Source organism: Komagataeibacter rhaeticus, assembly GCF_011611525.1.
GTDB classification, from domain to species: Bacteria; Pseudomonadota; Alphaproteobacteria; order Acetobacterales; family Acetobacteraceae; genus Komagataeibacter; species Komagataeibacter rhaeticus.
On sequence record NZ_CP050139.1, the window covers coordinates 967,994 to 987,819 of the forward strand.

The following is a 19,826-nucleotide window of genomic DNA, read 5'->3' on the forward strand; positions in this document are numbered from 1 at the left end:
TAAGCCACAACCGGACATTCCGCTTCCCCCCCCGTTGCCGTCGTTTTCTGCCGGGAAAAGGCTGCGGATTTTGGGTGCGTCCGGGCCTTTTAGAGTCAGAGGGCTGCGCGAAATTTCGTGACGGGTTGAGAGGGTGGGAGAGAGTCTCCTGTCCGCCCGTCATGGAGTTTTTCGCCATGGCGACCGCTATTCCCAAAATCAGCCTCAGTTCGTCCCGTGATATCCCGTTCAACCGGCTGGTCCTGTCCCAGTCCAATGTGCGGCGTGTGAAGTCCGGCCTGTCGATCGAGGAACTGGCCCGCGATATCGAGCGCCGCGGATTGCTGCAGAGCCTGAATGTCCGGCCAGTCGTTGACGATGCCGGGGTTGAGACCGGTACCTACGAAGTGCCGGCCGGTGGGCGTCGTTTTCGCGCGCTCGAACTGCTGGTGAAGCAGAAGAAACTGGCGAAAACGGCACCCGTGCCGTGCGTCGTGCGCGAGGCAGGGTCGGCCATTCTCGCCGAAGATGATTCCCTGGCCGAGAATGTCCAGCGGGTAGCCCTGCATCCGCTGGATCAGTTTCGCGCCTTTCGTGACATGCTGGAGAAGGGTATATCCGAGGAAGAAATCGCTGCCGCGTTCTTCGTCGCACCGACCGTGGTCAAACAGCGCCTGCGGCTGATGACGGTGTCGGACAAGCTGCTGGATATCTACGAGCAGGACGGCATGAAGCTGGAACAGTTGATGGCCTTTTCCATCAGCGATGACCATGCCCGTCAGGAACAGGTCTGGGAGATCGTGTCCCAGAGCCATAACCGCGAACCCTATGTCATCCGCCGCATGCTGACGGAAAAGACCGTGCGGGCTTCGGACGCCCGTGCCCGTTTCGTCGGGCTGGAGGCCTATATCGTAGCGGGTGGTCCCATCATGCGCGACCTGTTCGAGGCCGATGACGGCGGCTGGTTGCAGGATCCGGCCATTCTGGACCGGCTGGTCATGGAAAAGCTGCATGCAGCCGCCGAAGATATCCGTGCAGAGGGTTGGAAATGGGTCGAAACCGCCCTGTCATTCCCATGGGGCCACACACGGCAGTTTGCGGAGATCGATGGCACGGAAATGCCGCTGTCCGATGAGGAGACTGCCCGGCTTGCAGCCCTGCGCGCCGAGCAGGAAAGCATCGAGGCTGAATATGCCCAGGCTGATGAATACCCGGATGAGGTTGATGCAAGGCTGGGCGAGATCGAACAGGCCATCCTTGCCCTCGAAGAACGGCCTCTGGCGTTCGATCCCGCTGACATGGCGCGGGCGGGGGCCTTCGTAAGCCTCGCCAGCGATGGTACGTTGCAGTTGGAGCGGGGGTTTGTGCTCCCCGAGGACATGCCGGCTGAGCCGGAAGAGACCGATGATGCGGGCAACGCCGATCAATACAATTGCCCTGCGTATGATGGGCAGGAGCACGATAGCGCAGGCGATGGTTATCAGGAGGGGAAGAGCGATAGCATCTCTCCCGACGTGGAACCCGAGGAAGAAGACGGGATCAAGCCGCTGCCTGACCGGTTGCTTACCGAACTGACGGCCTGGCGCACGCTCGCCCTGCGGGACGCCTTTGCCAGCAACCCGCACATCGCGCTGACCGAACTGCTGCATACCTTGGTGCGCGATGTTTACTGGCAGACACCGGGTGCGGATTGCCTGGAAGCCTATGTCCGGGAAATCCCGCTGCCGGTCCATTCCTCCGACATGCCAGGCAGCCTGCCAGCCCACGCGCTGCGACAGCGTAACGATGGCTGGAAGCACGATCTGCCGGACGACGAAGACGCGCTGTGGCGCTGGATCGCCGGGCTGGATGATACCAGCCGCATGGCATTGCTGGCGCATTGCCTGTCCTTCGGGATTAACGCGCTCTATGAGCGCATGCCCGCCTATGGTGCGGTGTCCCAGCGCAGCGTGACCGAACGCCTCAAGCGGGCCAATCGACTGGCGTCGGCCCTCAGCCTTGATCTGATTGAGGCTGGCTGGCAGCCCACGGTCGAGAACTATCTCGGCCGGGTGACCAAGGCGCGCATCCTGCAGGCGGTGCGGGATGCACGTGGCGACGAAGCGGCTGACCGCATAGTTCATATGAAGAAGCCCGACATGGCGCGCGAGGCCGAGCGGCTGCTTGATGGTTCGGGCTGGCTGCCCGAGGCGTTGCGGACCGTGGGGCTGGCCGATCAGGCACAGGTTGAAACGGTGACGTCAGGCGGGGATATGGAGGCCATCGCCGCCGAGTGACGCAATGAGTTTTGGAATTGTGAGACAGCGGCTTCCGGTGCCCGGAAGCCGCTTTTTTCGTGTCCGGCATACCGGAAAGAGGGAGAGGTCGGCTTCGCCTTCTGTGCCGAATAACCGGCATAGAGGAGAGTTTTCCATGATCACAACCACCATCCTGTCCCCCGCGTCCCGTGGTGCCGCATCCGGCGGCTTCAGGATCGATCCTTCGCGTGGGGAGCGCAGTGCCCGCGTATCGTCCGAGTGGTTTTCCCGCCCCGATGACGAACGCTATCTGTCGCTGTCCGACCTGCATGCCGCGACCCTGGCGCGAGCAGATCGGGCCACGACCCGCACGGTGGAAAGCCGCGCCATTCGCGTGGAAGCCTCGCGCGACAATGCCGAGCGCCTGACCCTGACTGTACCGGGGCAGCAGGAGCCGATTGCCCCCACACACTGGTCGTTCGGCCAGATGTGCAGTCTGATCAGCGCGCCATCGTCCTACCTGCGTAACCTTCCGGCTCCACTGGCGGCGATCAATCTCCAGCACGGCCTGCTGTCACACCGGGTTGAACTGATCAAAACACTGGAAACCGAGGACGGCCGCGTGGAACTGCGCGCGGTCACCGGGCCAGATTACGGCCGCATCTGGGACCACGAACTGGTCGGCGCGGTGCGGAAAATTGCCGGTGACGGCACAGGTGATACCAACTGGAAGGTGCCCGGTGTCATCGACTGGGCGACCATGACCCATAATCCGTATGTGGATATCACGAAGGAGACGACGACGCTCTACGCATCAGATCGCGATGTTTTTCTGTTCCTCGTGGACGATACACACCCGATTGAGGCCGGACGCCTGCCCAATGGCGATCCCGATCTCTATTTCCGGGGTTTCTATGCGTGGAATTCTGAAGTCGGCAGTAAAAGCCTTGGTATTGCGTCATTTTACCTGCGCGGAGTGTGCCAAAATCGCATGCTCTGGGGCGTCGAAAATTTCGAACAGATCACGATCCGGCATAGCAAGTTTGCAGCATCCCGCTTCGTGCATCAGGCGACACCAGCGCTCCGGAATTTCGCCACGGCCAGCCCGGCCTCGTTTGTTTCCGGTATCCAGGCTTCGCGTCGGGCGCTGGTGGCCAGAACCGATGATGATCGCGAAAGTTTCCTGCGCCGTCGCGGGTTCTCGAAACCGGAAACCGCGAAGATCATCGAAACCGTGCTGCACGAAGAGGGCCGCAAGCCCGAGAGCGTGTTCGATTTCGTGCAGGGGATTACCGCACTGGCACGCACAAAAGCCAATCAGGATACGCGGCTGGATCTGGAAGAAAAGGCCCGCAGGCTGATGGAGCGTGCGTCCTGAAAGCCGCTTTTCTGTATTTCCGCCAATACGTTTTTACGAGCCCGGCCCCTGCGCCGGGCTTTTTTCGTTTCGGGAGTTTTTCCGATGGCTGATTTTTTCACGCATTTTTCCTGCGTGCTCGACGTGGGCACGGTGGACAATGCCGCAAAGGGGCTCGATCTCTACAATGAATTCATGGACGAACTGGCGGCGGAAGACCCGCCCTCTGACGGTTTCATTCTGTCGATCGTGCCTGAATATGGCGGCACGAAACTCTGGATGCACGATGAGACGACCGGAGATCCGCATCAGGTTGTGGAGTTCGTGCTGCGCTGTGCGCGAACATTCCGGTTGCGGGGCCGATGGGGATTCCAGTGGGCCAATACGGCATCCCGCCCCCGGATCGGCGCCTTCAGCGGCGGCGCGCATCTGCTTGACCTTGGCAGGCGCAAAGCGATTTCATGGATGACCACTGATCGCTGGCTGGCGATTGCCCTGGACGGAGGCAATCCCGACACAGGAGGGCAAGGCGATGACTGGACATGATGCTGGGGATCTGGCTCACCGTCTGGCGGAGAACGCGGAGGCGGTATGCCGACGCTATCTGTCCGCCGGTCGCCGTCATGGCAATTACTGGCTGGTCGGTAACGTACGCAACACCCCCGGCCGGTCGCTGTTTGTCCGGCTGCACGATACCGCCAACGGCAGGGCCGGTAAGTGGACCGATGCGCAGTCTGGCGAGCATGGCGACCTGCTTGACGTGATCCGCGAAAGCCTCGGTCTGGTGGATTTCCGCGACGTGGTCGACGAGGCGCGCGCCTTCCTCAGTCTGCCTCGCCCTGATCCGGTGCCGCCGTCACAGGACCGGCCTGCCCGTGAGCGTGGTTCCGCCAGTTCGTCCGAAGCCGCGCGACGGCTCTGGGCCATGTCCGGGCCGATCGCGGGCACGTCCGTAGAAATGTATCTCCGCAGACGCGACATTACGCGTTTGCACGGAACCGCAGCCCTGCACTTCCATCCGCGCTGCTTTTACCGTCCGGACGAGGACAGTCCGACCGAGACCTGGCCCGCCATGATCACCGCCGTCACCGACCTCGACGGCACCCTGACCGGGGTTCATCGGACCTGGCTGGCGGCGGACGGGCGCGGCAAGGCGCCGGTCGATCATCCGCGCCGTGCCCTGGGCGACCTGCTCGGCAATGCCGTGCGCTTTGGCACGGTGTCCGACGTTCTGGCGGCGGGCGAGGGCATCGAGACGGTGCTCTCGCTCCATGAGATCATGCCCGCTCTGCCACTGGCCGCCTGCCTGTCCTCGGCGCATCTCGCCGCCATGATGTTTCCAAATACGCTGCGCCGCCTCTACGTGCTGCGCGATGACGATCCGGCCGGAGACCATGCGGTGACGATCCTGCAGACCCGGACGCAGGAAGCCGGGATCGAGTGCCTCGTGCTGTCACCGCGTCTGGCGGACTTCAACGATGATCTCCGCTACCTCGGGCGTGGCGCGATGCGGGCAATCCTGCATCCCCAGCTTGCCCCGCAGGACGTGGCGCGGTTTCTGCATCCCGTCACGCACTGAGGCGGCCCGGGAAGGGGGTGTGAGGGTCTTCTTCTTTCCAGTGTGCGCAGGGCTGTCCTGTTTCCGGATGGGGCGCGCCCGCGGCCTTTCTGGAAGGGGAGCGGGCGTCAGCCAGGCCGGGCCTGCAATGGCGGAACCGGCTATTTTCCGCCGCGCGTGCCGCGCTTTGCATCGCGAAGCAAAATAGCCGTCTCCCTGCCATCCTCCGCTGCGCTGCGGCCGCGCGTTGCGCGGTTCCGGCCCGGCCTTCGTCTGCCGCTGTCCGCCCCCGGAAAGGCCGCGAGGGGCGCGGCCAGAACCGGAGGACAGACCCATGACCCGCACACAGCACGATTTCGAACCCGCACACGCTACCTCTTCCACCGCTCATGTGCTGGCGGAACTCCAGCTTTACGGCCATCGTCCCTTCGAGGACGAGCCGGACGCGAGGCCGTTGCCCGACGCCAGCCAGATCGAGGGCGCGATTGCCGATATCTTCGATGCCCTGTCAGCCACACTGACCGACACGCGGCTGGAACCTGATCTCGAACCGCTGCTCTGGTCCACCGTCAACGTCTTTCACCGTATGGTCGGGCAGGTGGAGCGTGATCTTGACCGTAACGAGCAGGCGCAGAAACGCAGCCAGCAGGAACAGGATGGCAGCGAGATCCGCTCGGTGGAACTGGAGCGCCTCATCGCCGAGGGGCTGACCCTGCTGGAGCGACGCAATGCCTATGAGATATTCCGCGCCCTCGCCTGCGACCAGTTCGAACGCCTGACGATGTCGCCCTGGCGGCCACGCTCCGGCTCGCTGGTCAGCCGGAGCACCCTGACGGCGTCGATGATCGACAGCCGCGATTTCCTCAACGCCCGCCGCAAGGCCGAAACGGAGCTGCTCGTGCCACCCGGGCCAAAGGTCGCAGTGACCGGCGGGCTCGATTACGAGGACCATCTCCTGATCTGGAACCGGCTGGACAAGGTGCGTGAGAAGCATCCCGACATGGTGCTGCTGCATGGTGGCTCGCCCAAGGGCGCGGAATTCATCGCTTCCCGCTGGGCCGATCATCGCGAAATTCCACAGATTGCCTTCAAACCGGACTGGAACCGGCACGGCAAAGCCGCCCCGTTCCGGCGCAACGACGCCCTGCTGAAAGTCCTGCCCGTCGGCGTCATGGTATTTCCGGGTTCGGGCATTCAGGACAATCTGGCCGACAAGGCGAAGCAGATGGGTATCCCGGTCTGGCGGTTTCAGAAAAAGAATAGTGCCTGACAGGTTGTGAGGAAACCGTGCCGAGAAATCGGCACGGTAGCATAGGGCTACCGTATTGACGGTCTTTCAATGCCTGAAAGATAAGGCATGGCGCGTTTAACCCGGTTCTGCCGTCGATCCCGATCGACAACATTGACCTTATACCTTGAAACACGCCTGATTGACTTAGTGATATCTACAACTTGCTTTTTTTCGGTTTCGGCTGATGAAGCCTTCTTTTCACATTCGGCTTCAATGCGTTTCGAACATCCTTGTCGACGGTTGCAAGATCGAACCACTCGGGATCGAAATGGCCACCACACCAGGCCTTGGTTTCCCGATGCTCGGGATCCTTGAGGGAGCCGATTACCTCCAGAAACTGCTCATAGCCTGGAATGCCGCCGACATCCTCAGGCGGACGGGCTCGCGCGCCGTCAACACAGGTCGCGTGCTGGGGAGCGCTTTCGAGGAAAAGCAGATTTTCGATTTCTACGGTATGGCGCCAGTCGTCGCCAAAATCATAGACGTAGGTGAACGCCGTGCCCGCGTTGCGGAAATCTCGCAACCGGACCTGGCGCTCGTCAAAGACCTGAGGATCGCCGATGGCCGATCCTTCCGCAGCCTCAATGGCATTTCCGTAACGCAGTCCCCCGATCTCGAACTCATGGAGATGATAATTCCACCAGTTAAAGGCCGCCTGGATCGCGAGGTGAAGCTGCTCCAGGTTCCACGCACTAGGCACGACGAGACGCCGCCAGACGGCTGGTTCGATATCGTCGATTGAGACTCTGATCTGCATAGCATTGGGAGGTCCAAACATGGTTTCAAGAAAAATGGTAATTCCTGATAAAGTCAAGAAAGTTGCGTGTGGCGGGGTGTAAGATCAGTGCTGATTTCTCGGCACGGTTTTTACAGAGCGTGGTGGGCATTATTTCCACGACGGTTTGTAAAACCGTCATGATACATGAAGTCTGACGTCTGAGCCGCAATGACGTCGGGCTCCCCAGTTCCTGCGCACCTGATGGCGGTAGGCACGTTCGCCCGCCCCCTGGAAGTCCCCGCCCGGAGAACCGGCGGGACGGAGTTCGATGGCAGCCCCGTGTGTCTGCGGGGACGGTCCATGGGGATGAAACGCCCGCGCCAACCCCATCGGTGAAAGGGCCGGGACGGCAGGCAGCGAACGAGGGATCATCCGGCCCGCTCTAACGGGATGCGCTTGTGCCGGGAGCGGGGGCCTGTCGCACCGCACGGGCAACCCTGCCCATGAGCGGGTGAAAAGGGGGCGTAACATCGGGGACGGCAAAAACGACCACCGGACGGGGCCAGTTTCCCAAAATGCCAGCGTGACAGTCTCGCGCCAGATCGCATCGTCCCCCCACCTGTCGGACCGGTCATGCCGGCATCGTATCTCTTTGGGGCTGGCGGGTCCGCACACCATGGCCTCTGTCGGATGGCTGATCTAGCCGAAGACCGGCTGCGCCTCGATCGGCTGGCCGCAACGGCGTTCCAGAACTTTCTTCCCCTGCCGGCTGCGCCGTCATTCCTCGCGAAACAAGAAAGTTCCGGCCCTGCCGTCCTCCGCTGCGCTTCGGCCCCGAGGGGTGCTCTGCCGCTCGCCTCCGGCTGGTCGATCGCCATCGAGGCCACGGTGGTCGCGGCCCGATAACAGCATGGAGATACGACAATGGCTAACATCGGTTCCTTCAAGAAGGTGGGCGAAGGCTTCGAAGGCGAAATCGTCACCCTGGCCCTGCAGGCCCGCAACGTCCGTCTGGTGGCCGAAACCAACCGCGCCAACGACAACGCCCCCAACTACCGCGTCTACCTCGGACGGGTAGAACTCGGTGCCGCCTGGACCCGCCGCTCCAGCGAAGGCCGCACCTATCTGAGTCTGAAGCTGGACGATCCCTCCTTCGCCGCCCCGATCTTCGCCAACCTGTTCACCGACGAGGAGGGCGAGGGCTACTCGCTCATCTGGACCCGGCCCCGCAGCCGGAACGGGGAGTAAGCGCCCCACCACCAACCCCGCCCGGTCTCCCCGGGCGGGGCCTTCCGGGCTTTCATTTTCCCACGTGCTTTTCCGGGGCGCGGGCGGCAGTGCAGGTCGCCCGACGTGAGACGCAGGAGGAACACGGGGCTTTCCCTCAGCCTTCCCATTGTACCATGCGCGAGGGCGAACCGCGTCAAGGACGCGTGGTCCCCCCAATTTTGCCCGATGCACCCTTCGGGCGCACCGCACAAAATCGGCTCCCCCACACGCCGGCAAGCCGGTCGCCTTCGGCGATCCCTGACCCGGTCCACCCCGGCATGAGCCGTCCGTCCTGTCTTCGAAAAACGAAAGGAGCAGGACGATGACCACGCTACACGACCAGATCCAGATGCTGCGCGCCGAACTGACCAGCTTTCACCTGAGCCGCCGCGAGCGCCGGCAGATCGAGCGCGAACTGAACGAGGCGCTTGCACGATGCGCAACAGAGCGCCACGACGAGACGGCCCCCGCATAGAGCGGGGGTCTTTTTGCATGGTCGCCAATACAATCGGGAACCAGACGCCGACTCTCTTTCGGTATCCCCCTGAAAGAACGATGTTGAATATCCACAAAGCGACTATTATAGTCGTATTTCTGGTGTGCAGGCTCCGCGTGTCGGATGTGATCGTGGATGATCACTGGCCGACAGGTAAGGGCGGCACGGGCACTCCTGAACTGGACACAGGAAAGGCTCGCTGAAAAGGCCCTCGTAGCATTGACCGCGCTCAAGCGCCTAGAATCCGAACGCGGTCTGGGCGTTCATGAGGGCACGATCGATCAGGTCCGTCGCGCGCTGGAAGCGGCGGGCATTCTGTTCATCGAGTCCGGACAGGGACGCGGCGTCATGTTTCTTAACGAGACTTCCGATATCCAGACGCGGCAGGGTAGGGGGCGTAGTCGGGCGGAATCGCCCTGATCTGTTCCGTTCATGTCATTCCTTCCCCGTTGGGCGTGCTGATTTCTGGCGGGGTCATGCAAACCTGGCCGGTCGGCAATCCCGATCTTTGTTATCGAACCGATCTGGCAGCGGTATCGTGAGGAACCGCCATGACCGACCCGTCTTTCCTTGACCATCCCCCTCTCACCGAACGGGTAAACGCCTACGACGAAGCGCATCTCGGGCTTTACCTGCGCCTTCTGGTCGCGGACGAGGAAGGGGCGGACTGGCGCGAAGTCGTTGCGGTGCTGTTCGAAATTGACCCGGTTCGCGAACCGCTGCGTGCGAAAGCCGTTCATGGCAGGCATCTGGCACGGGCGCGCTGGATGAGCGAAGCCGGTTTCCAGTATCTGCTGCAACCGCGCCTGCAATAGCCGGGCTTCGCCCCGGCACCCGCATCTGCCCTGCGCTTCTCTCCCCGATAAAAAATCAGGGTCTATGCACTCCCGCTCCCGCTCTGGCTGATGGAAGCTTCCCCTTTTGCCGCATGGGGGGACAGACAGGGAGGCCCGCATGCCAACACCTTTATGGCGTTCACCGGAACTGCGCGACCATATCAGCCGTCTGGACCGCTCCGGTTTCGCCGTCGAATTTCTCCGCCGTAACACCACCTATCGCCGCGACTATGCCCGCCTGCAACGGCGGATCGGCCGTCGGGGCGTGGATTCCGCCGCCGAGTGCGCGGCGTTCTCCCGACGCTGGGGGCTCTGCTTTTGTCCATGCGCCCGATGAACCCGTCCCTCAGGGGCGCATGATCTGGCGGCCCGAGGTTTCACCGGCCACACTGATCCTCACGCCCGCGCCATCGGATTTCGCCATCGTGACCCCGATCAATCCGGCGGTGCTTGGAACCCTTCTGGCCCGTCATGATGCGGAAGACGACGCGTGGTTGGTGATCGGCGATGTGGCTGGCAATCTTTACCTTCGGCTTCTGAGCCCGCTGGCTATCGTTCGACCCGCCGTGCTCCTGCCGATGGACGACGCCGCTGAACTGCGTCTCGACGTGGCGCTGCGTTTCTTTCGCAGGCAGCGCGGCCAGCGCGTTGGCCTGCTTCCGCGCGCCCTCCAGTTGACCCCGTTGCAACGTGCGCGGCAGATACTGCTCCTTCTCGCCTTCGATATTCACGAAGCGGGCGGCACCGTCCGCGATATCGCCATTGCGGCCAATCGTTCATGGCAGGCGGATTTACCGGCGGTCGAATGGCGCAACACGGCGGCGCGTCGCCATGCGGAGCGCCTGCTTCTTGACGCCCGGAACCGGGTCAAAGGCGGTTATCTGGATTTTCTACGCGGAAAATAGTGCTGCCTGTTTTCGCTCCTTCCCGCTGCGATCCCCCATTTTCCCCACGCTGCTTCACGCCCGGCTCCGCGCGGTATCGCCCATGCACGTCCCGGTACACGAAGGGTGGACACTGAGTCTGAAAAATCTTCGTCCACCCCCAACGCCTGCTTTCTTCGCCACCGTCATCCCGATCCGCCGCATCATTCCTGCGGCGCTTCGAGACCAGATGGAGGCATACCATGCTCGACAGACACGCGCCGTCACCGGCACGCTACCTGCGCACACATCAGGCCGCGCAGATTCTAGGCCTTTCTCCCCGCACGCTGGAAAAATACCGCTGCCATGGCAGTGGTCCGACCTTCCGCAAGCTTGGCGGTCGTGTCGTCTACCTGATCGACGACCTCGACGCCTGGGCTACCGCCAGCGCCTGCCGGTCCACCTCTGATCCGAATTATGACGAGGCCCGCTCTGCCGGCCTTAATCGCCGGTGAGGGGAGGATGGACATGCAGGCCCGCCACATCCTCACGGCCAGTGAGCGCAGCAGGCTCCTGCCGTTCGTTGTCGCCAGCGGCGAGATCAGTCCGCGCGACCAGCGCGATCTGATGGAGCGACCGTTTTTCTCCCTGTCCAAAACGAAGCGCACGACGCCAATCCTCTACGCAGTAGGGGACACGCGCGTTGAGGTGTTCGGGATGCCCGAGCACGGCATGGCGACGATCTGGGACGCTGACGTGCTGATCTGGGCCGCCAGCCAGATTGTCGAGGCGGAAAATCTCGGCCTGACAACGTCACGCTTCCTGCGCTTCACTCCCTATCAGCTGCTCACCGGTATCGGCCGACAGACCGGGGCGCGGGATTATGGGCTGCTCAGGGCGGCACTTGCCCGGCTCCAGTCCACCGTGGTCGCCACCACGATCCGCAACGGCCAGAACTGGCGACGGCAGCAGTTTTCCTGGATTACCGAGTGGGAAATCTGCGCCAGCCGGAACGGTCGCGCCGCTGGTGTCGAGATCGTCATTCCGGAATGGCTCTATCGTGGCGTGATCGACCGTTCGCTGGTGCTGGCCATCGACCCGGCCTATTTCCGGCTGACGGGCGGCATCGAGCGCTGGCTTTACCGCGTGGCCCGCAAACACGCGGGTCGTCAACCTACCGGCTGGACTTTCGAGATCGGGCATCTGCACCAGAAATCCGGCAGCCTGATGCGTCCCTCGGACTTTGCCATCCAGATCCGGCGTGCCGCCGCCAGCCAGCCCTTGCCAGGCTATCGCCTGAACATTGAACGTGCTGGCGCGCGCGAGTTACTGCGCATCCTGCCAACTGATTTATCCACACATCCTGTGGATAACTATGCGAATGGTATCGGGACTTCACACGCATCCACTATCGGGACATCACACGCAGGACTATCGGGACTTCACACGCACAAACCCCAGCTAAGTCTTTGGCCTGAAACGGTGATTCCGGCCCTTAACTTATCTAACTTAGAATCTAACTCTTATGTTGATGGGAAGCGCCGTTCTGCGGATAACCCCTCTTGCCCGTCCATTGCCCCCTTCAAGGGGCCGGGAGTAGGGCCATGACCAGACAGTCTCCTATCTCCCACCGGCATCCGGCGGCACTGACGCATGTCGAACTGACCTGGATCGACAGGCGCATCGAACACTGGCTGCGCTTCGGGCATTGCAGTGACGAGCAGATACTCGATGACCGCCGCCGCATTTCCAGTTTCGCGCCAGGAAGTGTTTTCGCCTTTGTGCGCTGGGCGTCCAATGACCTCGGTATCACCGTCTCCCGGCTGGATATCGTGCGCGCGGTCAGGGCTGGCGAAGTGTTCCAGACTTTGCCGTTCGTGCGTCCCGGCGGCGAAATCCTCCTGCGTGTCGATAGCTGGCCACGGGTCGAACATGTGCTCCGGGCGGTCGACGCCATTGAGGCACTGGGTCTCGATCCGGCGGATGCAGCGCCCGAATACTGGCGGCATCTGCACCATCGCATTACGGCCGGACATGAGCCGCGTGCCTATACGCGCGAGCAACATTCAGCATGGCTCAAGCGGCGGCAGGTGACGTCATGACCCGGCGTGGCTGGTTCTTTGCGACCTATTTCGCCGTGCTCGGTGTGGGCGCGTCAATGGTCGTTCATCCTGCGCCACGCCTGATCTGGAACGAGACGGCGAGCGTGCCCGTCGGGTTGTACCGATTGCACCCGGTTCCCGCGCCGCATGTCGGTGATCTGGTTGCTGTCCGTCTGCCCGAGCGCGAGGCGATGCTGCTGGCGCGTCGGGGGTATCTGCCGTCTGGCGTGCCCCTGCTCAAGCCCGTAGCGGCTGTCGCGGGGCAGTCCGTGTGCCGTACGGGACAACGCATCACCATCGACGGGCAATTCGCTGGCGACGCGCAATCCGTCGATCACCGTGGCCGTCCGCTCCCCTTCTGGCAGGGCTGCCATCGTCTCGATTCCGGCCAGATTTTTGTCATGAACACGGCTGAACCACGCAGTCTCGATGGTCGGTATTTCGGCCCGTTGCCCGTTTCCACCGTCATCGGTCGTGCCACCCCGGTCTGGCTTCCATCCGGGAGTAACCAGCCTGCCATCGTGACCACCAACCCGTCTCCGAAAGGGCAATGAAATGGCACAGATCGGTCTTTTCACGCGCACGAAAACCGGTTTTGCCGGGCGCATTCGCACCCTCACCGTGGCGCAGGATATCCTTCTCGTTCCGGCTGAGTTTTCCGACGCCGAACATGCCTCGGATTACCGCATCCATCTCACCGATGCCGATGGCCCGGAGGTTGGTGCTGGCTGGAAACGCACCGGCGAGAGGGCTGGTGAATACATCGCCGTAGCCCTCGACGACCCCGCCTTTGCACAACCGATCCGGGCCAATCTCTTCCGTGCCGGTGGGGAGCGTGCGGTTTGGGTGCTGAACTGGACGCGTCCGTCACGACGTGTCGAACGCGGGGAATGAGACGATGCGACGCATCTTCTTCCTCGCTGTTGGTGTCATTGCAATCGGCGTATCGGGCGCACCTGACCTGTCATGGGCGGCATCGGTTCCAGCGCCCGCTGACACCGATCCTTATGGTGCCGTGATCGCTGAAGCCGTGCAGCGCTTCGACATTCCCGCCACATGGATACGGGCCGTAATGAGCGCTGAGAGCGGTGGTGATATTAGCGCGATTTCATCAAAAGGCGCGCTCGGCCTCATGCAGATCATGCCCACGACCTGGAGCGACCTTCGTACCCGTTACGGGCTGGGAAGCGATCCGTTCGATGTGCATGACAACATTCTTGCAGGCGCTGCGTTCCTGCGCGAGATGCATGATCGCTATGGCTCTCCGGGCTTTCTGGCAGCCTATAACGCCGGGCCGGGGCGCTATGAGGACTACCGTGATCGGCAACGTCCGCTGCCACCCGAAACGCGCGCCTATGTCGCCGGATTGCTGCCCCTGATCGGTCAGGGCGGTGTAGATCCATTGCTGCTGGTTTCGCATCCCGACCCGCTGTTCTGGACCAGCGCGCCGATTTTTGCCGCGCAGTCGGACGATGCGGGGAAAGGCGTTCCGGTTGCAATGAAGCTGCCGCCGAATGGTGTTCGAAGTGACATCATCGCGCATGGTCTTGCGCCTGTCAGGCCGCTTTCCGGTGGGTTGTTCGTCGTCTCTTCCGCATCACGAGCGATGCCATGAATGCGCGTCCAGGCATCATTTCCTCTACCGGTATGCGGTGGTTCGCGCAGGGCAATCGGGGCAGGGACCAGCATCGCGGATTGGGTGCTGGCAGGGTGGAACAGGCACTTTGGGGTGGGGTTAAGGAGAGGCGAGATAAAAGGGCGCACATTGCGCCTCGGTTGGGGTGTTGGTTTTTCTGTGTTTTTTCTGCCTTCCGACAATGTTCCGCCCTTACCGGCAATGTTTGCCGACCCCGTATTTCGTTGTTGCTCCTGGCTTTTTCGCACATTGGAGGCAGTGATGGCGCGCGAGAATGACTTCCAGCCCCGTCTGGGTCGCATCCGCTCACCACGCGCCCAGCGGCTCAAGCCCTTCGTCGCCCAGGCCCTCGCCTCGGCCCAGCGTGCCGGAGGCGGTGGGTTCCGATCGGGTCGCAACGGCGGCGGTTCCCGTTCGGCCTTCGGGCGTGGCCGTGTCGCGGCAGCCAGGGCCAATCGCCTGCTGACCAGCCGTGCCCGCCGCGTGACCGTCAAGGCCCGTGTCGTACGCCATAGCGGGCGCAAGGCTCCACTCGCGGCCCATCTGCGTTACCTGCGCCGGGAAGGGGTGACGAAGGACGGTGAGAAGGTACGGCTCTTCGGTCCCGGCATCGACGATGCGGACCCGAAGGCCTTCGCCGAACGCTGCGAAGACGACCGCCACCACTTCCGTTTCATCGTCTCGCCGGAGGACGCGCCGGACATGGCTGACCTCAAGGGCTATGCCCGCGAACTGGTCGGGCAGATGGAAAAAGATCTCGGCACGAAACTCGACTGGGTGGGGGTGGATCACTGGAACACCCGGCATCCCCACGTCCACATCCTCGTGCGCGGCGTAGCCGAGGATGGCAGCGACCTCGTGATCTCGCGGGATTATATCAAAGACGGGTTGCGCGCCCGTGCGCAGGATCTGGTGACGCAAGAACTCGGGCAACGCAATGACATCGAAATTCACCGTGCCCTCGAACGTCAGGTCGATGCCGAATACTGGACCCAGCTTGACCGGCAACTCGTCCGCGACGCGGGCCGCAGCGGCATCATCGACGTGGCGCCAGCGCCGGATCGGCAGCCTGATCCGTTTGAGGCCCTGAAGGTCGGCCGCCTGCGCCGCCTGGAGGGGCTCGGCCTCGCCCATCAGGTCGGACAGGGACAATGGATGCTGGATGAGTCCGCCGAAGCGACGTTACGCGAACTGGGCGAACGCGGCGACATCATCAAGCGCATTCACCGTTCCCTGACTGAACGCGGCATCGAGCGGAGCACGTCGAGCTATGTGTTGGCGGGTGAAAGCCTCGACGTCCCTGTCGTCGGCAGGCTGGTCGATCGCGGGCTGGACGATGAACTGAAAGGCACGGCCTACGCCGTCATCGACGGTGTGGACGGTCGCACGCATCATATCCGCTTTCCCGATCTGGATGCGACCGGTGATGGTAGTATGGGGGCGGTCGTGGAGCTTCGTGCCTTCGATGACAGGAAGGGGCAGCGTCGTGTTGCGCTGGCTGTTCGTTCTGACCTGTCGATCGAGGATCAGGTGACGGCGCGCGGGGCCACCTGGCTCGACCGGCAGGCGGTGGCGCGTGATCCTGTCGCATTGGGGCAGGCGGGTTTTGGCGCCGAAGTACGTGACGCGATGGAGCGGCGCGCCGAGCAACTGATCGAGCAGGGGCTCGCCGAGCACCGCGCACAGGAATTGGTGCTGGCGCGTAATCTGATCGGCAAACTCAGGGACCGGGAGGTTCACGAGGTTGGAGAGCGGCTGGCCAGCGAGACAGGCCGGACATTCAGCCAGTCGGGTTCGGGGGAGTATATCACGGGCACCTACCGTCAGCGCATGGTGCTGGCCTCCGGCCGCTATGCGATGATCGATGATGGGCTTCAGTTTCAACTCGTGCCCTGGACGCCCTCGCTGGAGAAGCAGCAGGGCAGGCACGTCTCCGGTGTCGCTCGCGACGATGGCGGGGTTGATTGGACCTTCACCCGGAACAGGGGGCTGGGTTTGTGAACCAGCGCTCCTGTCAGTTCGGCTGGGGTTCCCACGGGTTGAGCAGGGGGACGCCGCACGGCAGGAAATCCGCGACGTTGCGGGTCACGACCGTCTTGCCATGAACCAGCGCGGTTGCGGCGATGAGCGCATCGCGTTCCGAACGGGGATCGGGAACATGGAGCCGGGCGCAGCGCAGGGCTACGGACGTATCGACGGGAAAAATACGCCTTTCGAACGCGGGAAGGACATGCTGTTCCAGCCAGGTCCGCAGGATCGTGCCGGTGGCTCCGTCGCGGCGCTCCACGCGCAGGATGCCGGTTTCCAGTTCCATGACGGTGATGGCGGAGAGATACAGATCGTCCGCCTCCACGCTGTCGGCCCAGAGCGCCACGTTCGGGTCGGCCTTCCCGGCGCGGATTTTTCTCAGTTCTGAAACGACGTTCGTGTCCAGCAGGAACATCAGGAAAAATCGGCCGGGCGGAGTGTGATATTGGCGCGAGGCGGATCGAATGCGATGTCCGCAGCTTCCGGCATCGCCAGAGCGTCCGCGATCTTGCGCGGATGGTGTGTCAGACGGCGGTATTCCTCAATACTGAGCAGGACATGGGCCGTGCGTCCCCTGTCGGTGATGAACACCGGTCCCTCGGCCGCCGCCTTCTTGGCCCGGCTGGTGTCCTGGTTGAACTCGCGGCTTGAAAGTGTGGTGATGCTCATGTCCGGCCTCCAGACTGCAATGTAGGAACATTACTACATAATGAGAGGGAGTGCCAGAAAATCCATGTCTGGTCGGGGTTCGCATCATCGTTGGCCGCAGCACCCGTCCAGCCACAAGACCCGGTTATCATTCGACTCCCGCGACCTTCGCTCAATGTGATGACGGTCTGGGCCGCACCGGACAAGTATTTTTTCCCTGCCATGCGCCGGGATGCGACGACGCGGGAAAAGCCCTTGCGGAACGGAAAATGGCCGCCCGACCTGTTCCTGCGCAAGGAGGAATCGAAAATGCCGGGAACCAAAATTCAATGGGGACAGGTCGCGGTGGTCCTGTCCATTGTCGTCCTGTCCTGGTGGGCCGCGACCCAATGGACGGCCTGGGAACTGGGCTTCCAGCCTGAACTCGGTCGGCCCTGGTTCGTGCTGTTCCATCACTGGTCGGTCTACGCGCCGCCGCTGTTTTTCTGGTGGTGGTTCGAATTCGACGCCTATGCCCCGAACGTCTTTGCGCGCGGGGCGTGGATGGCCGGATCGGGTGGGGTGCTGGCTTTCGCCGCCGCCGTGACGCTGTCGGTCCATCGCGCCCGTGAAGCCAGGAAAATCGAAACCTACGGGTCGGCACGCTGGGCGGACCCGGACGAGATCGCGAAAGCCGGGCTGCTTGACCCGGATGGGGTGGTGCTTGGCCGGTATGGCAAGGCCTATCTGCGCCATGACGGACCGGAGCACGTCCTGACCTTTGCACCAACGCGCAGTGGCAAGGGTGTCGGTATGGTCATCCCGACGCTTCTGACCTGGCCTGGCTCAGCTATTGTCCACGACATTAAGGGCGAGAACTGGGAGTTGACGGCGGGATTTCGCGCCCGTTTCGGTCGCGTCGTGCTGTTTGACCCGACCAATGCGATCTCGTCCGCCTATAACCCGTTACTGGAAATCCGGCGTGGAGAGTGGGAAGTCCGCGATGCCCAGAATGTCGCCGATATCCTCGTGGACCCGGAAGGCAGTCTGGAGAAGCGCAATCACTGGGAGAAAACCTCACACTCCCTGCTTGTCGGCGCCATCCTGCATGTCCTCTATGCCGAGCCAGACAAAACCCTCGCCGGTGTCGCCAATTTCCTGTCGGACCCGAAGCGCCCGATCGCCACCACGCTGTCGGTCATGATGCGGACAAACCATCTGGGTGAGAAGTGGCCACATCCTGTTGTTGCATCGGCCGCGCGCGAGCTGCTGAACAAATCGCCCAATGAACGCTCGGGCGTGCTCTCCACTGCCATGTCCTTCCTTGGCCTGTACCGTGATCCGGTGGTGGCGGAAGTCACCCGGCGCTGCGAATGGCGCATTGCCGACATCGTTGGAGGGGACCGCCCAGTGACGCTTTACCTGACCGTGCCCCCCTCGGATATCAGCCGCACCAAGCCATTGATCAGGCTGGTGCTGAACCAGATTGGCCGTAGGCTGACGGAAGACTTGGAGGCTGCGGCACAGCGACGGCGCCTGCTACTGATGCTCGACGAATTTCCGGCCCTCGGGCGTCTGGATTTCTTTGAATCGGCGCTGGCTTTCATGGCGGGCTACCGGATCAAAAGCTTCCTGATCGCCCAGTCCCTCAACCAGATCGAACGGGCTTATGGGCCGAACAATTCGATCCTCGACAACTGCCATGTCCGGGTGAGCTTCGCCACCAACGATGAGCGGACGGCGAAACGTGTGTCTGACGCGCTTGGGACTGCCACCGAGATGAAGGCGATGAAGAACTACGCGGGGCACCGGCTTTCGCCCTGGCTGGGCCATCTGATGGTTTCGCGCTCGGAGACGGCACGCCCGCTGCTGACGGCGGGAGAAGTCATGCAGCTCCCGCCAGCGGACGAGATCGTCATGGTCTCCGGTCTCTATCCGATCCGCGCGAAGAAGGCCCGCTATTTCGAGGATGACCGCTTCCGCGAGCGCGTTCTTCCTCCGCCTGATCTTCCGCGCCCGAAAGATGGCCGTCCCGACGACTGGAGCACGCGACCGTTGCCGCCACGCCCACCGGCGCCGGATGCCGGGGCGGAGCCGACGGAGGACGAGGGGGATGAAGACCCGAAACAGTCTGCCCGCCGCCGTCAGCCAGAACTGGGTGAGGGAACGGTCGAGAAGAAGGAGCCGATGGAAAATGAATTCGCACCCGACCCGACTGACGAATTCGACGACATCGCGCCCCGTAACAACCGGATGAACGATCTCATGCGCGGTGTGGCCCGGCAGGCATCGCTCGACTGTGGCGACGAGCTGGAACTGTGAGGAAAGTATGGTGATGGCAAAAAAGAAAGCCCAGATCTCCGTCTATCTCGACCCTGATGTGATGAAGACCCTCTCCGCCTATGCCGCGCGACGTGCGCAGCCGATGTCCCTGATCGTGGAGGCTGCCGTCGCTTCCTTTCTGTCGCCCGACGGGGAGGAGCGCCGCGAGGCTGCAACATCGAAGCGCCTCGACCGGCAGGACCGGCGTCTTGCGCGGCTGGAGCGCGATATCGGCATCACGGTGGAGACCCTGGCGCTGTTCATCCGCTTCTGGCTCACCACGACCCCGCCCTTGCCTGAACCGGCTGCCAGGGCAGCACGGGCGCAGGCCGGGGCGCGTTACGATAATTTTGTCTCGGCCCTCGGTCGCAGGCTGGCCCAGGGACCGAGACTCCAGCAGGAAATTCCAGACGATGTTTCCGATCCTGCCTTACAGGATGAACCGGATTCGTAATTTCCGCACCCTGCAAGTATTTTTGCCCTACGTTTCCCCACCGCCCTACGACG

Annotated in this window: 23 protein-coding genes; 20 read left to right on the forward strand and 3 right to left on the reverse strand. The window is 62.6% G+C overall.

The genetic code is table 11. The annotated features are described in order from the left end of the window. Positions 1 to 176 precede the first annotated feature (176 nt). From GWK63_RS04515 to GWK63_RS04535, 5 genes are all read left to right on the forward strand, one after another. The gene (locus tag GWK63_RS04515; RefSeq protein ID WP_034932831.1) at positions 177 to 2,255 is read left to right on the forward strand and encodes a ParB/RepB/Spo0J family partition protein; all 2,079 of its coding nucleotides are present in this window, start codon (positions 177 to 179) and stop codon (positions 2,253 to 2,255) included. A 136-nt stretch (positions 2,256 to 2,391) separates the two neighbouring features. After that, positions 2,392 to 3,594, forward strand: a complete 1,203-nt coding sequence (locus tag GWK63_RS04520; RefSeq protein ID WP_110581269.1) for a DUF932 domain-containing protein — start codon at positions 2,392 to 2,394, stop codon at positions 3,592 to 3,594. An 84-nt stretch (positions 3,595 to 3,678) separates the two neighbouring features. Beyond that, positions 3,679 to 4,119, forward strand: a complete 441-nt coding sequence (locus GWK63_RS04525) for a hypothetical protein (RefSeq protein ID WP_034932795.1) — start codon at positions 3,679 to 3,681, stop codon at positions 4,117 to 4,119. After that, positions 4,106 to 5,152, forward strand: coding sequence for a DUF7146 domain-containing protein (locus GWK63_RS04530; protein WP_034932798.1), 1,047 nt, complete (start codon positions 4,106 to 4,108; stop codon positions 5,150 to 5,152). The genes GWK63_RS04525 and GWK63_RS04530 overlap by 14 nt, the downstream gene beginning before the upstream one ends. Before the next feature lie 313 nt (positions 5,153 to 5,465). Next, positions 5,466 to 6,401, forward strand: a complete 936-nt coding sequence (locus GWK63_RS04535; RefSeq protein ID WP_034932802.1) for a DUF2493 domain-containing protein — start codon at positions 5,466 to 5,468, stop codon at positions 6,399 to 6,401. Positions 6,402 to 6,576: 175 nt separating this feature from the next. Here GWK63_RS04535 and GWK63_RS04540 read toward each other — a convergent pair whose 3' ends face one another. Then, a complete protein-coding gene (locus tag GWK63_RS04540) occupies positions 6,577 to 7,179 on the reverse strand; it encodes a plasmid pRiA4b ORF-3 family protein (protein WP_239015994.1) in 603 nt (200 codons plus the stop codon). A gap of 885 nt (positions 7,180 to 8,064) precedes the next feature. Here GWK63_RS04540 and GWK63_RS04550 point away from each other — a divergent pair. The 13 genes from GWK63_RS04550 (at position 8,065) to GWK63_RS04610 (ending at position 16,343) form a co-directional block, all read left to right on the forward strand. Next, positions 8,065 to 8,388 carry a DUF736 domain-containing protein gene (locus GWK63_RS04550; RefSeq protein ID WP_034930119.1) on the forward strand — a complete coding sequence of 108 codons (324 nt, stop codon included), beginning with the start codon at positions 8,065 to 8,067 and terminating at the stop codon, positions 8,386 to 8,388. Positions 8,389 to 8,731: 343 nt separating this feature from the next. Further along, positions 8,732 to 8,884, forward strand: a complete 153-nt coding sequence (locus tag GWK63_RS04555) for a hypothetical protein (protein ID WP_166498132.1) — start codon at positions 8,732 to 8,734, stop codon at positions 8,882 to 8,884. A gap of 156 nt (positions 8,885 to 9,040) precedes the next feature. Further along, on the forward strand, positions 9,041 to 9,325 hold the full coding sequence (locus GWK63_RS04560) for a helix-turn-helix domain-containing protein (RefSeq protein WP_034932808.1): 285 nt from the start codon (positions 9,041 to 9,043) through the stop codon (positions 9,323 to 9,325). Between the two features lie 131 nt (positions 9,326 to 9,456). Beyond that, on the forward strand, positions 9,457 to 9,720 hold the full coding sequence (locus GWK63_RS04565) for a hypothetical protein (protein WP_034932810.1): 264 nt from the start codon (positions 9,457 to 9,459) through the stop codon (positions 9,718 to 9,720). 139 nt (positions 9,721 to 9,859) lie between these two features. Beyond that, a complete protein-coding gene (locus tag GWK63_RS17195; RefSeq protein WP_075595803.1) occupies positions 9,860 to 10,078 on the forward strand; it encodes a transcriptional regulator domain-containing protein in 219 nt (72 codons plus the stop codon). 19 nt (positions 10,079 to 10,097) lie between these two features. Next, positions 10,098 to 10,646 (forward strand): DUF2285 domain-containing protein, encoded by a 549-nt coding sequence (locus GWK63_RS04575; RefSeq protein WP_223846632.1) that lies wholly within the window; start codon positions 10,098 to 10,100, stop codon positions 10,644 to 10,646. A 221-nt stretch (positions 10,647 to 10,867) separates the two neighbouring features. Further along, positions 10,868 to 11,119 (forward strand): helix-turn-helix transcriptional regulator, encoded by a 252-nt coding sequence (locus GWK63_RS04580; protein ID WP_084149793.1) that lies wholly within the window; start codon positions 10,868 to 10,870, stop codon positions 11,117 to 11,119. A gap of 7 nt (positions 11,120 to 11,126) precedes the next feature. Continuing rightward, entirely contained in the window at positions 11,127 to 12,212 is a 1,086-nt protein-coding gene (locus tag GWK63_RS04585; protein ID WP_197713592.1) for a replication initiator protein A, read from the forward strand. Further along, a complete protein-coding gene (locus GWK63_RS04590; RefSeq protein ID WP_034932813.1) occupies positions 12,209 to 12,706 on the forward strand; it encodes a DUF2840 domain-containing protein in 498 nt (165 codons plus the stop codon). Before GWK63_RS04585 ends, GWK63_RS04590 begins: the two co-directional genes overlap by 4 nt. Next, complete coding sequence (locus tag GWK63_RS04595; protein ID WP_084149795.1) at positions 12,703 to 13,260, forward strand: S26 family signal peptidase; 558 nt, start codon at positions 12,703 to 12,705, stop codon at positions 13,258 to 13,260. The genes GWK63_RS04590 and GWK63_RS04595 overlap by 4 nt, the downstream gene beginning before the upstream one ends. Before the next feature lies 1 nt (position 13,261). Next, positions 13,262 to 13,600, forward strand: a complete 339-nt coding sequence (locus GWK63_RS04600; RefSeq protein ID WP_034932818.1) for a DUF736 domain-containing protein — start codon at positions 13,262 to 13,264, stop codon at positions 13,598 to 13,600. Positions 13,601 to 13,604: 4 nt separating this feature from the next. Next, positions 13,605 to 14,321: a lytic transglycosylase domain-containing protein gene (locus GWK63_RS04605; RefSeq protein WP_034932820.1), complete on the forward strand. Its 717-nt coding sequence runs from the start codon at positions 13,605 to 13,607 to the stop codon at positions 14,319 to 14,321. A 282-nt stretch (positions 14,322 to 14,603) separates the two neighbouring features. After that, the gene (locus tag GWK63_RS04610; RefSeq protein ID WP_034932823.1) at positions 14,604 to 16,343 is read left to right on the forward strand and encodes a relaxase/mobilization nuclease domain-containing protein; all 1,740 of its coding nucleotides are present in this window, start codon (positions 14,604 to 14,606) and stop codon (positions 16,341 to 16,343) included. A gap of 13 nt (positions 16,344 to 16,356) precedes the next feature. On the opposite strand, the gene GWK63_RS04615 is transcribed toward GWK63_RS04610, so the two are convergent. Both GWK63_RS04615 and GWK63_RS04620 read right to left on the reverse strand, forming a co-directional pair. Continuing rightward, positions 16,357 to 16,785 carry a type II toxin-antitoxin system VapC family toxin gene (locus GWK63_RS04615; RefSeq protein ID WP_034932826.1) on the reverse strand — a complete coding sequence of 143 codons (429 nt, stop codon included), beginning with the start codon at positions 16,783 to 16,785 and terminating at the stop codon, positions 16,357 to 16,359. Then, positions 16,785 to 17,039: a type II toxin-antitoxin system Phd/YefM family antitoxin gene (locus tag GWK63_RS04620; protein ID WP_010517990.1), complete on the reverse strand. Its 255-nt coding sequence runs from the start codon at positions 17,037 to 17,039 to the stop codon at positions 16,785 to 16,787. Before GWK63_RS04620 ends, GWK63_RS04615 begins: the two co-directional genes overlap by 1 nt. A gap of 288 nt (positions 17,040 to 17,327) precedes the next feature. Here GWK63_RS04620 and GWK63_RS04625 point away from each other — a divergent pair, with 288 nt between their 5' ends. Beyond that, entirely contained in the window at positions 17,328 to 19,319 is a 1,992-nt protein-coding gene (locus tag GWK63_RS04625; RefSeq protein WP_010517992.1) for a conjugal transfer protein TraG, read from the forward strand. A 7-nt stretch (positions 19,320 to 19,326) separates the two neighbouring features. After that, on the forward strand, positions 19,327 to 19,773 hold the full coding sequence (locus GWK63_RS04630) for a hypothetical protein (RefSeq protein WP_010517994.1): 447 nt from the start codon (positions 19,327 to 19,329) through the stop codon (positions 19,771 to 19,773). Positions 19,774 to 19,826 lie beyond the last annotated feature (53 nt).